The 12228-nt window shown below is 66.9% G+C and carries 7 protein-coding genes and 1 pseudogene; 2 read left to right on the plus strand and 6 right to left on the minus strand.

All coding sequences use genetic code 11. The features are described from left to right. Window positions 1-4: 4 nt before the first annotated feature. Both HWX00_RS18740 and pyrC read right to left on the minus strand, forming a co-directional pair. Window positions 5-883 carry a DUF3025 domain-containing protein gene (locus tag HWX00_RS18740; protein ID WP_175028624.1) on the minus strand — a complete coding sequence of 293 codons (879 nt, stop codon included), beginning with the start codon at window positions 881-883 and terminating at the stop codon, window positions 5-7. Then, window positions 880-1944, minus strand: coding sequence for a dihydroorotase (gene pyrC / locus HWX00_RS18745; RefSeq protein ID WP_011350953.1), 1065 nt, complete (start codon window positions 1942-1944; stop codon window positions 880-882). Before pyrC ends, HWX00_RS18740 begins: the two co-directional genes overlap by 4 nt. A 205-nt stretch (window positions 1945-2149) precedes the next feature. Between pyrC and HWX00_RS18750 the strand changes: the two genes are divergently transcribed. Continuing rightward, window positions 2150-3061 carry a class II glutamine amidotransferase gene (locus HWX00_RS18750; protein WP_034187113.1) on the plus strand — a complete coding sequence of 304 codons (912 nt, stop codon included), beginning with the start codon at window positions 2150-2152 and terminating at the stop codon, window positions 3059-3061. A 604-nt stretch (window positions 3062-3665) separates the two neighbouring features. Next, on the plus strand, window positions 3666-8891 hold the full coding sequence (locus HWX00_RS18755) for an autotransporter outer membrane beta-barrel domain-containing protein (protein WP_175028625.1): 5226 nt from the start codon (window positions 3666-3668) through the stop codon (window positions 8889-8891). 84 nt (window positions 8892-8975) lie between these two features. Here the strand turns inward: HWX00_RS18755 and HWX00_RS18760 are convergent. The 4 genes and pseudogenes from HWX00_RS18760 to HWX00_RS18775 all read right to left on the minus strand — a co-directional run bounded on the left by HWX00_RS18760 (window position 8976) and on the right by HWX00_RS18775 (window position 12094). Continuing rightward, window positions 8976-9702 (minus strand): annotated as a pseudogene (locus tag HWX00_RS18760) (amino acid ABC transporter ATP-binding protein). Continuing rightward, on the minus strand, window positions 9699-10376 hold the full coding sequence (gltK, locus tag HWX00_RS18765) for a glutamate/aspartate ABC transporter permease GltK (protein ID WP_034186442.1): 678 nt from the start codon (window positions 10374-10376) through the stop codon (window positions 9699-9701). The pseudogene HWX00_RS18760 and the gene gltK overlap by 4 nt, the downstream one beginning before the upstream one ends. Beyond that, window positions 10376-11116 (minus strand): amino acid ABC transporter permease, encoded by a 741-nt coding sequence (locus HWX00_RS18770; RefSeq protein WP_175028626.1) that lies wholly within the window; start codon window positions 11114-11116, stop codon window positions 10376-10378. The genes gltK and HWX00_RS18770 overlap by 1 nt, the downstream gene beginning before the upstream one ends. An 84-nt stretch (window positions 11117-11200) precedes the next feature. Continuing rightward, the gene (locus HWX00_RS18775; RefSeq protein ID WP_034186451.1) at window positions 11201-12094 is read right to left on the minus strand and encodes a glutamate/aspartate ABC transporter substrate-binding protein; all 894 of its coding nucleotides are present in this window, start codon (window positions 12092-12094) and stop codon (window positions 11201-11203) included. Between the last annotated feature and the right edge of the window lie 134 nt (window positions 12095-12228).

Genomic DNA, 12228 nt, shown 5'->3' on the forward strand with positions numbered 1-12228 from the left:
CATTCTAGCACTGCGCGCCGCCGCCGGCAGCACGCACGCGTCGGCCGCTGCGGAATACCGCCGGATCGTCATAAAACGCGGCATCGGCATTCGCGGCGCACCAGCCCGGTACGCCGAGTACCGGCAGCGGCGCGAAATCGCGGCTCGTCAGCGCGCGCGTCGCGAGTTCGGCGGCCACCCGCGTGTCGACATGCGCGTTGCGCTGCGCGTCGGGCCATGAAAAATAGTCGGCGCTCACTTCGACGATCCACGTGTGCGCGGTGCAGGACTTGTAAGGCGTCACGAGCTGTTCGAGCAGCGCATGGCCGACGAGCCGCGCTTCGCAGCGCGTGCCCCACGCGTCGCGCGCGGCGACCAGCAGCCGCGGCCAGTCGAAGCCGCGCAGCGCAGCGGCGAGCGCGCGGTCGGCCGTGACGAACAGCGCGGCGTTCTCGTCGAACAGCGTGAGCGCGTCGCGCAGCGAACCGCGCACGGGCCCGACACCGCCCGCCGCGTCGATCGCGGCGGCCTGACGCGCGTTCAGCGCGGCCTTGGTGCGCGGATACGCGAACCAGACGAGTGCATTGAAGAAGTCGTGAAGATGGTGGCGAGTCGGCACCCCGCCGGTGTCGGCGACATGGGTTTCGTATGCGATGCCGGGCGGCAGCGCGGCCTGCGGCACGAACCGCAGCGGCCTGCCGCGACCGCTGACACGCGCGCCGTCGCGCAACACGCCATTCAGCGCATCGAGCAGCGCGGCGTCACCCGCCAATACGGCCGCCTGGACGGCGCGGCCCGGCTCCGCATAGGGTCCGAGCCACGGCGCGGACCAGTCGATCCGCGCGAAATCCGCCGCCATGCGGCCGGCCGCATGGCCGGACCCGCGCGGCGGCGCAACGGTCACGCCAGTTTCCAGCCGATCGTCTCGCCGCCGCGCAACGGCACGACCGGCGTGTCGCCCGCGAAGATCTCGCGCGGCAGTTCCCACGCCTCGCGGCGCAGCGTGACCGTCTCGGCGCTGCGCGGCAGCCCGTAGAAATCGGCGCCGAAGAAGCTCGCGAACCCTTCCAGCTTGTCGAGCGCGCCGGCCGTGTCGAACGCTTCCGCGTACAGCTCGAGCGCGTGCAGCGCCGTGTAGCAGCCGGCGCAGCCGCACGCGGTTTCCTTCGCGTCGCGCGCATGCGGCGCGCTGTCGGTGCCCAGGAAGAAACGCGGGTTGCCCGACGTCGCGGCCTCGACCAGCGCCACGCGATGCGTTTCGCGCTTCAGCACGGGCAGGCAGTAGTAATGCGGGCGAATCCCGCCGACGAACAGCGCGTTGCGGTTGTACAGCAGGTGATGCGCGGTGATCGTCGCGCCGAGCAGGCCGGGCGCCGCGTCGGCGTCGCGCACGTAGTCGGCCGCGTCCTTCGTCGTGATGTGCTCGAACACGACCTTCAGGCCCGGGAAATCGCGGCGCAGCGGCGTCATCACGCGGTCGATGAACACCTTCTCGCGGTCGAACAGGTCGATCGACGCATCGGTCACCTCGCCGTGCACGAGCAGCGGCATGCCGGTTTCCTGCATCGCCTCGAGCGTCTTCGCGCATTTGGCGAGATCGGTGACGCCGTGGTCGGAATTCGTCGTCGCGCCGGCCGGGTACAGCTTCACGCCGTGCACGAAGCCGCTTTCGCGCGCGCGGCGGATCTCGTCGGGCGGCGTGTTGTCGGTCAGGTACAGCGTCATCAGCGGTTCGAACGTCATCCCGGCGGGCAGCGCGGCGAGGATGCGCTCGCGATAGGCCTGCGCCTGCGCGGTGGTCGTCACCGGCGGTTTCAGGTTCGGCATGACGATCGCGCGGCCGAACTGGCGCGCGGTGTGCGGCAGCACGGCGGCCAGCATGTCGCCGTCTCGCAGGTGCAGGTGCCAGTCGTCGGGACGGGCGAGCGAGAGCGTCGCCGGGGAGGAAGCGTTCGAGGCAGTCATAGGAGGCGTCGTGAGGAACGTGCTTGCCGTTGGCGGGGCCGGAACACGCATGCGCGGGCCAACTGACGGCAAACCGCAACACGGGACCTTTGGCCAGCGGAATCCGCTTTTTACCGCTCAGGGCTCGGTGATATGCTTGAAGCCGCATTGTACCGGGGTTCGCCCGGTTCGTTACCCCCCGCTTCAGCCTGCCGCCCCAAGTAAAATGTGCCAACTCTTAGGAATGAACTGCGCCGCGCCGACGGACGTCACATTCTCCTTCACAGGTTTCGCGGCCCGGGGCGGGCTGACCGATCACCATGCCGACGGCTGGGGCATCGCGTTCTTCGAGGACAAGGCCTGCCGCCTGTTCATCGATCACCAGGCATCGGCCACGTCGCCGATCGCCGAAATGGTGAAGCGCTACCCGATCAAGTCCAAGAACACGATCGCGCACATCCGCAAGGCGACGCAAGGGCACATCCTGCTCGAGAACAGCCACCCGTTCATGCGCGAGCTGTGGGGCCGGCACTGGATCTTCGCGCATAACGGCGACCTGCAGGACTACGCGCCGAACATGGACGGCAGCGTCTACCACCCGGTCGGCACGACCGACAGCGAACAGGCGTTCTGCGTGCTGATGCAGGGGCTGCGCGAGGCCTTTCCCGGCGCGCAGCCGCCGCTGCCGGAGTTGTTCGAGCGCGTCGGCGAACTCACGCGCGGGATCACCGATCACGGCGTATTCAACTTCCTGATGTCGAACGGCCAGGCGCTCTTCGCGCACTGCTCGACGCGCCTGCACTATCTGGTGCGGCGCTGGCCGTTCTCGACCGCGCATCTCGTCGACGAGGACCTGTCGATCGACTTCGCGAAATACACGACGCCCGAAGATCGCGTCGCGGTGATCGCGACGCAGCCGCTCACCGACAACGAGGTCTGGACCGCGTTCGAGCCGGGCGAGCTGATCATGTTCCAGTGCGGCGACGTCGCCGCGCGGATGCAGATCCCGGTGCCCGAGCGTGTGCTCGAGAAACTGCGCAACCCGGCGCTCGACGCATCGGCGTCCGCGCCGCGCGAGGTCCGTGAGGCACTCGCCACCGCCGCCGACGGCGACTCCGACGACGCAATCGATTTCTGAACCCGGTACGGCAAGCGCCGCAACCTGCGTCCTTTCCGCTCGAGCGAACCTCGCGTCGAGGCCGACGCATCCCTTACCGGTGAAAATCGGCGCGCCTCGGCCGATGCCGTTTCACTCGGGCCGCCATTCGGCGCAATGAATCGGCACCATGAGAAATTCGCTTGATTTTATTAATTTACAAGCGAAAATAAAAAACAACCAAATCAAGAAACGGCAAATTCTTCCCATTAAATATAATCTCGGGCGCGCATTCTAGCTTATCGGTTGCCATCAATCCGTGCGGTATCCCACCCACCCCACCGGCCATTCCTGATTTTCACCCCAGCCTCCGGGTCCATTGACCTGCATGGCTTTCGGTTCGATTAACCACACAAATCAAAAATACAACCCACTACGGTTGGCATCCCCACATTTCCCGATTTCTCGATAATCGACCGTGCTCCGAATCAGTAGACTCCGCCCATCGCTGGTGTAACGAAACACGATTGGCGCGATACGCAGCCGTAGCCGCCGCACGCCCCTTTCGGATTATTTCTCCACCGCGGATTGCGAATTCGCCGAATTCCGGCGAATGCCATTTCAAAACAAGAAATAGGGGCTTGTCGTGAATCACTCATTTCGATCGATATGGAGCGAAACCACCGGCTGCTGGGTCGCGGTGGCGGAAACGGCACGGGCGCGCGGCAAGCGCTCGGGTAGCGCATCGGGCACGAACCGCCGCGCGGTAGCGCTCGGCGCATTGCTGGCCATGCTGTCGGCCGGCGGCGCGCATGCATCGACCTGCGGCAGCGGCGCGGCCGTCGCGAGCGGCGGCACCTGCGCGCTCGGCAGTTTCAGCCCGACCGTCAACGACAACCTGGCCGGTGCCACCACCGTGTCGGGCGGCGACACCGTCGGCGTGTCGGGCGCATGGACCGGCGCCGGCGGCGACCCGGGCTACACGCTCACGCCGATCGGCAGCACGACCATCGTGTCGGGCAACCCGAACCAGCCGCTGCTGTCGCTCGGCGGCAAGACGCACAGCGTGAGCACGCCCGACTCGATCACCGGCACCCGCACGTCGGTCGCGACCTACGACTCGTCCGCGTTTTCCGCGTCGACGGCCGGCGCGACCGAAGTGCCCGTCTACCACGACGTGAACGGCGATCAGTACGTGAACACGCGCATCGGCACCGTCGCCGCCAGCGGCGGATCGCTCAACGTGTCGATCGGCAATGCGGCGAACGCGCCCGACGCAGCCGGCAACGCGATCTCAATCGCCGCGAAGGGGACCGACCTTACCGTCGCGGACGGAACGGGCTCCACGACGAGCACCGTCACCTGGAACTCGCGCAACCAGATTCAGTTCACCACCGGCGACTATCTTGCGGACGGCGGTGCCGTCGGCAGCCGCCAGCTCGACGTGCCGGCCTACGCGGGCACCTTCACCGCATTCGACGGCAGTACGTGGAAGGTCACCGACGCCGCATCGCTTGCCGCGTACAACGACTTTCTCGTGCGCTCGGTGCAAAGCGGCGCGCTCGGCTCGCAGGCCGCCTACGACAGCGCGTTCAGCCAGGCCGTGACGTTCTCGCAGCAAAGCTTCCAGTATCAGAACGCCGTGTCCGCGGGCGACAAGAACACGCTGCCGATCGATTTCCTGTCGGTCATGCACGGCACGGGCGCGAACGCGACGCTGCAGATCGGCAAGGACGGCCAGATCGACTTCCGCGGCACCAACACGATCGTCCCGAGCTCGGCCGTCCTCGCGGAAAACGGTGCGCACTTCATCAACGACGGGCGCCTGTCGGGCGACTTCACGCTGGTGCGCCTGCTGAGCGGTGCAAGCGGCGTCAACAACGGCACGATCTCGTCCGGCTACGCATCCGGCGACAACTTCGACACGAGCGGCAGCGCGCCGCCCGCCAACTTCGGCTTCAACGCTTACACGGAAGGCAACGGCGTGTACGCAAGCGGAACTGGCACCTCGTTCGTCAACAACGGCGTGATGAACGTCGGCGCGTGGACGCTCGACGGCAACCAGCCGAACCTGCAGAACTACGCGGTAGGTGTGACAGACGGCGCGACCGGGTCGAACGCCGGCACGATCAACGTCGGCGTCAACGCGACGACGCTCGACAGCCAGGTGATCGGCGGCCTCGTCGACGGCGGCAGCTTCACGAACCAGGCCGGCGGCACGATCTATCTCGGCCGCGCGGCCCAGTACGCACCCGGCGGCACGGCAAGCGACGTCGCGCTCGCCGCGCACGCATACGGCATCCTGCTCGGCGCATCGGGCACCGCGAGCAACCTCGGCACGATCGTGATCGGCTCGCAGACACAGAACGGCGCGGCGCTCGCGAGCATCGGCTCGACGTCCGGCACGTTGACCAACGCGGGAGCGATCGTCGTCAACGGCACGGCGCCCGGCACGCCGCTCGCCAACGTCGGCATGCTCGCGGCCGATACGGCCGCGACCGTGACCAACACCGGCACGATCACGCTGAATGGCGTGAACGGCATCGGCGTGATGGTGCTCGGCACCGGCACGCAAGCGACCGCCGCGACGTCGACCGGCACGATCGACGTGGCCGGCGGCCTCGATCCCGCGTCGGGCACGCGCAACTACGGCGTGTGGGCCGAAGGGCCGCTTGCGAAGGCCACGCTCGACGGCGCGCTCAACCTGACGGGCACCGGCGCGATCGGCGTGCACGCACGCTCGGGCGCGACGATCGACGTCGGCGCGAACGCGGTGCCGGCCTTCATGTCAGGCACGAACCAGATCGGCTTCTACGCATACGGCGCGGGCTCGAAGATCAACGTGGCCGCGCAGCACCTCAGCGTCGACACCGACGACTCGACGCTGTTCCGCGTCGCGGGCGGCGCGGCGTACACGGGCGCGTCGGCGGCCGGCACGCTGACGACCGACGTCAACGGCCAGCGTGCGCATGGCGTGCTCGCGACCGACGCCGGCACGACGCTGTCGACCGGCAACGCGACCTACAACGTCAACGGCGCGAACGGCATCGCGATCGCGGTCGAGGGCGGCGCGAACGGCACGATCGACGCCGGCGCGACGATCAACCTGAACGCGGCCGGCGCGATCGCGGGCGTCGTCGACGGGCAGGCGCACGACCTCGCCGGCGCAAACACCGGTGGCCTGGTCGCGACGACGCTGACCAACCATGCCGCCGTGACGTCGTCGACCGCCGGCGTGACGGGCTTCGTCGCGCAAAACCTCGGCACGTTCGATAACCGCAATACGGTGTTGCTGACCGGCGCCGGCTCGACGGGCGTCGTCGTCGGCACGCAAGGCACGGTAAACAACGCGTCGACGATCCGCGTGTCCAACGGCACCGGCGCGCTCGTGCAGGGTGCATCGGCGACGCTCGCCAACGCCGGCTCGATCGAAGCGGACGACGGTATCGCTGGGGTGCGCCTGACGGGCACCGGCGCATCGGTCGCGCTGTCGGGCGCCGGCACCGTGATCGCGAACGGCAGCGCGGACGGCGTGCTGATCGACTCGACCGTCACGGGCGGCGGCCTCGCGGCCGGCATGACCTCGATCACGGCTGGCGGAGCGGGCAGCGGGATCCGCAACCTCGGCGCGAACGCAACCATCGCGCTGGCCGGCACGCAGATCGCCACGACCGGCAACGGCGCCGACGGCGTCACGTCGACCGGGGCGGGCGCGCACATCGCGACCGATGCGGCGACGGTCGTCCGCACCGCCGGCGCCAACGCGCGCGGCCTTTACGTATCGGGCGCCGCTTCGACGCTCGCGGCCAACGGCACGACGATCGCGACGACCGGCGCCGGCGCGCATGCGGTCGTCATCGACAGCGGTGCGACGGCGCTGATGTCCGGCACGACAATCGCCACCTCGGGCAGCGTAGCCGACGGCATCGTCGCGCAGAACGGCGGGCGCATCGCCGACACGGGTTCGTCGATCGACAGCGCAGCCGGCAACGGCGCCACCGCGAACAGCGGCGGCTTGCTCGCGTTGACCGGCACGACGCTCAAGGGCGCCGCGGCCGGCGTGCTGACGTCGGACACGCTCGCGAACGGCGCGACGAGTTCGGTCCTGGTCGACGGCGGCAGCGTGACGTCCGTCGCCGGGCCGGCCTTCGCCGCGCGCGGCGGCACAGCCGACATCGCGGTACGCAACGGCACGGTCGTGACGGCCGGCAACGGCACGCTGCTGAACCTTGCGAACGGCAGCAACGTGACGTTCAACGCATCGGCCGTGAACCTCGCGGGCGACATCGTCTCCGACGCATCGAGCACCGGCAACGTGTTCCTCGCGAATGGCACGACGCTGACCGGCAAGATCGATCCGGTCGCGCTGACCGTCGACGGCACGAGCACGTGGCGCATGACGGGCAGCTCGGTCCTGAGCAGCCTGAACAACGCGGGCCTCGTCGCGTTCGCCGCACCGGTCGGTTCGCCGACGCTCACCGGCAGCTACAAGACGCTGACGACCGGCAGCTACGTCGGCAACGGCGGCACGATCGCGCTCAATACGTATCTCGGCGCCGATGCGTCGCCGACCGACCGGCTGATCGTGAACGGCGGCGCCGCGAGCGGCATGACCGGCCTGAAGATCGCGAACACGGCCGGCACCGGCGCACAGACGACCGGCGACGGGATTCCGGTGGTCGTCACGGCCAACGGCGGCACGACCACCGCGTCGGCCTTCCATCTCGCCGGGCCCGTCCAGGCCGGCGCGTACGAATACCGGCTCTATCGCGGCGGTCAAAGCGACGCGAACGGCTGGTACCTTCGCTCGCAGCTCGACCAGACCGACCCCGGCGACCCGATCCACCCGTCCGGCGGCGGCGACGGCGGCAACAACGGGAACGGCAACGGCGGCACGCTCGCGTACCGCCCGGGCGTCGCCGGCTACGCGCTCACGCCGCTCTTGAACGCCGACTACGGCTTCTCCACGCTCGGCAAGCTGCACGAGCGCGTCGGCGACATCTACAACGTCGAGAAGCAGCAGCCGGGCAACCGCGACGGCGTATGGGGGCGCATCGGCGGCCAGAGCCTCGATGCGAACGCGGGCCGCTTCGCGGCCGACGAGCGCACGTTCTTCGCGCAGTTCGGCAAGGACTGGACGCTCGACCAGGCGCCGAACGGCGCGGGCAGCACGCATGCGGGCGTGACCGCCAGCATCGGCGTGTCGAACGCGAGTTTCAGCGACATGGCGCGCGCCGACGCGCAGGACCTGTCGACCTCGACGGGCTCGGTCGAGATGCACGCGCAGAGCGTCGGTGGCTACTGGACGCGCTATCTGCCGGACGGCACCTACTTCGACAGCGTCGGGCAGGTCACGCACTACGGCAACCGCTATCGCGACAGCTACGGCAACGAGGCGTCGCAGAACGGTTTCGGTATTGCGCTGTCGCAGGAAGTCGGCAAGCCGTTCGCGATCGGCGGCACGCCGATCGCGATCGAACCGCAGGCGCAGCTGATGTACCAGTACCTGAAGCTGAACGGGTTCAACGACAACGTGTCGGCCGTATCGGGCACGACGACGAACGCGCTGCGCGGCCGCGTCGGCGTACGCATCTTCCGGCCGAACCTCCAGTCGGATGCGGGCGGCGGCGCCGCGACGCCGTACTTCACGGCCGACGTGCTGCACGACTTCCTGTCGCCGGGCCAGACCGTCGTCGGCGGCACGCCGTTCGCGACGCACCTCGGCCGCACCTGGTACGAGCTCGGGGTCGGCGTGAGCGCGAGCTTCGGCAAGTCGGGCGAGCTCTACGCGAACGCGAAAATCGCGCGCAACATCGGCGGCGATTACCGGCGCGGCATCGTCGGGCAGGTCGGCTACCGCTACAGCTGGTAACGCACGCGACCGGCGGCCGAAAAAAAACCGCCCGGCTCGATGCCGGGCGGTTTTCGCATGGACGCGCGCGAAACGCGCGAACGCTCAGTGCAGGATCTTCGCGAGGAAGTCCTTCGCGCGTTCCGATTTCGGATTCGAGAAGAAATCGTCCTTGCGGTCGTCCTCGACGATCGCGCCCTTGTCCATGAAGATCACGCGATGCGCGACCTTCTTCGCGAAGCCCATCTCGTGCGTGACGACCATCATCGTCATCCCTTCCTGCGCGAGTTCGACCATCACGTCGAGCACTTCGTTGATCATCTCGGGATCGAGCGCGGACGTCGGTTCGTCGAACAGCATCGCGATCGGGTCCATCGACAGCGCGCGCGCGATCGCGACACGCTGCTGCTGGCCGCCCGACAGCTGCCCCGGGAACTTGTGCGCATGCGCCTTCAGGCTCGACGCGCTCGAGCAGCTTCATGCCCTTCTCGGTCGCTTCGTCCTTGCCGCGGCCGAGCACCTTGACCTGCGCGAGCGTCAGGTTCTCGGTGATCGACAGATGCGGGAACAGCTCGAAATGCTGGAACACCATCCCGACCTTCGAGCGCAGCTTCGACAGGTTCGTCTTCCTGTCGCCGACCGACTGGCCGTTCACGAGGATCTCGCCCTGCTGAAACGGCTCGAGGCCGTTGACGGTCTTGATCAGCGTCGACTTGCCCGAGCCCGACGGGCCGCACACGACGACCACTTCGCCTTTCTTGACCTCGGTCGTGCAGTCGGTGAGGACCTGAAACTGGCCGTACCACTTCGAAACGTTCTTGATGGAAATCATCTTGTGACCTTTTTCTGGAGACCCTTGACGAGAGCAGACGCCAACGAGCAAATCACGAAATAACATGCGCCGGCGAACAGGACCATCTCGACGGTCGTGCCGTCGCGATCGCCGATGTTGGCCGCCGTGCGGAAGAAGTCCGCGAGACTGATCACGTACACGAGCGACGTATCCTGGAACAGGACGATCGCCTGCGTGAGCAGCAGCGGCACCATCGCGCGGAACGCCTGCGGCAGGATCACGAGGCGCATCGCCTGCGCGTAGTTCATGCCGAGCGCGAACGCGGCATTCACCTGCCCGCGCGGCACCGCCTGGATGCCGGCGCGGATGATCTCGGAATAATACGCGGCTTCGAACAGCGAGAACGCGACCATGGCCGACGCGAGGCGGATGTCGATCGTCGGCGACAGCCCGAGCACGCCCTGCAGCAGCTGCGGCACGATCAGGAAGAACCACAGCAGCACCATCACGAGCGGGATCGAGCGGAACACCGTCACGTAGCCCTGCGCGAACCACGCGAGCGGCTTGACGCCCGACAGCCGCATCAGCGCCAGCAGCGTGCCCCAGACGATCCCGACCACGATCGCGATCAGCGTGATCTGGAACGTGACGACGGCCCCCGTCCACAGCGTCGGCAGCGCGCCGGGAATACTACTCCAGTCGAACTGATGCATCACTTGCCTCCGATATAGCCGGGCAGCCGCGTGCGGCCTTCGATCCAGCGCATGAACGCCATCACGACGAGGTTGATGATCACGTACGCGAGCGTGACGGCGATGAACGACTCGTACGTCTGCGCGGTGTAGTCGACGAGCTGGCGCGCCTGCGCGGACAGGTCGAGCAGGCCGATCGTCGACGCGACGGCGGAGTTCTTGAAGATGTTCAGGAATTCCGACGTGAGCGGCGGCACGATGATCCGGTACGCAACGGGCAGCAGCACGTAGCGATACGTCTGCCATTGCGTGAAGCCCATCGCGAGACCGGCCGCGCGCTGGCCCTTCGGCAGCGCGTTGATCCCCGAGCGCACCTGTTCGCACACGCGCGCGCCGGTGAACAGGCCCAGACAGACGATCGACGCGGTAAAGAACTGCGTGGTCGGCGGCAACTGCTTGATCCAGCTACCGATCGACGCGGGCAGCAGCTCGGGTATCACGAGATACCAGACGAAGAACTGCACGATCAGCGGAATGTTCCGGAAGATCGACACATACACGGTGCCGATCGCGGACAGCCATTTGTTCGGCGCGGTGCGCAGCACGCCGAACAGCGACCCGACGATCAGCGCGATAACCCAGGCGACGAGCGACACTTCGATCGTCACCCAGAAGCCGGACATCAGCCATCCGAAATAAGTCGTCGGCTCGCCGGTCGACACGGGGCTCAGGAAGATGCCCCAGTTCCAGTGGTAAGACATGGGCAAGACTCCAGCAAAAAGAGACGGAAGAAGCGTGGCCTCTTCCGTCTCATTAGCGTCATTTCTGCATCAACGGCCGTGTGGTCAGTCGAGTGCCTTGTCGTTCGGGTTCGCGTACAGCTTCTTCATCGAATCGGACAACGGGAAGTTCAGGTTCAGCCCCTTCGGCGGGATCGGATTCTCGAACCACTTCGCGTAGATCTTCGCGGCTTCGCCCGACTTCTCGACTTGCGAGATCGCGTCGTCGACGACCTTCTTGAAGTCGGCATCGCCCTTGCGCATCATGCAGCCGTAGGCTTCTTCCGATTGCGGCGTGCCGACGATCACCCACTCGCCCGGCTGCTTCGCCTTCGCGCGCTCGCCCGCGAGCAACGCGTCATCCATCATGAACGCGACCGCGCGGCCCGATTCCAGCGTGTTGAAGGAATCGCCATGATCCTTCGCGCTGATGATGTTCATGCCCAGCTGCTTGTCGTTGTTCATCTTGCGCAGCAGGCGCTCCGACGTCGTGCCGGCGGTCGTCACGACCGTCTTGCCCTTCAGGTCGGCGAAATCCTTGACGCCCGAATCCTTCTTCGTCATCAGGCGCGTGCCGATCACGAAGATCGTGTCGGAGAACGCAGCCTGCTGCTGGCGCTCGGTGTTGTTGGTCGTCGAGCCGCACTCGATGTCGACCGTGCCGTTCTGCACGAGCGGAATGCGGTTCTGCGACGTGACGGGGATGTTCTTCACCTGCAGGTTCGGCAGGTTCAGCTTCTTCTTCACCGCGTCCACGATCTTCATCTGGAATTCGCGCGAATAGCCGACCACCTGCTGGTTCTGGTCGTAATAGGAGAACGGAATCGACGATTCGCGGTGGCCCAGCGCGATCACGCCCGTGTCCTTGATCTTCTTCAGCGTGCCCGTCTCCTGAGCATGCGCGCCGCTTGCGAACGCGCAAAGCGCCGCGACCATCAGGACTGCCTTGTGGTATTTCATTTTGGTCATCTCCTTGGCTAAAACCCGCGCCAGTGTATCAAAGTAATATTTTTGAAAGTACTGGTTGTTTACCGCACTACGAATCGCCCTGCACGAAGCCTTCCTCCCGGCTCCTGGCGCCCGAATGCGCGCGC

Origin of the sequence: Burkholderia seminalis DSM 23518 (genome assembly GCF_902832885.1) — a bacterium.
Lineage (GTDB): Bacteria > Pseudomonadota > Gammaproteobacteria > Burkholderiales > Burkholderiaceae > Burkholderia > Burkholderia seminalis.

What these genes read in the sequence shown, in the direction of transcription:
- pyrC (WP_011350953.1), bottom strand. Translation starts at nt 1,944, where the DNA reads ATGACTGCCTCGAACGCTTCCTCCCCGGCGACGCTCTCGCTCGCCCGT.
- HWX00_RS18750 (WP_034187113.1), top strand. Translation starts at nt 2,150, where the DNA reads ATGTGCCAACTCTTAGGAATGAACTGCGCCGCGCCGACGGACGTCACA.
- gltK (WP_034186442.1), bottom strand. Translation starts at nt 10,376, where the DNA reads ATGCATCAGTTCGACTGGAGTAGTATTCCCGGCGCGCTGCCGACGCTG.
- HWX00_RS18770 (WP_175028626.1), bottom strand. Translation starts at nt 11,116, where the DNA reads ATGTCTTACCACTGGAACTGGGGCATCTTCCTGAGCCCCGTGTCGACC.
- HWX00_RS18775 (WP_034186451.1), bottom strand. Translation starts at nt 12,094, where the DNA reads ATGAAATACCACAAGGCAGTCCTGATGGTCGCGGCGCTTTGCGCGTTC.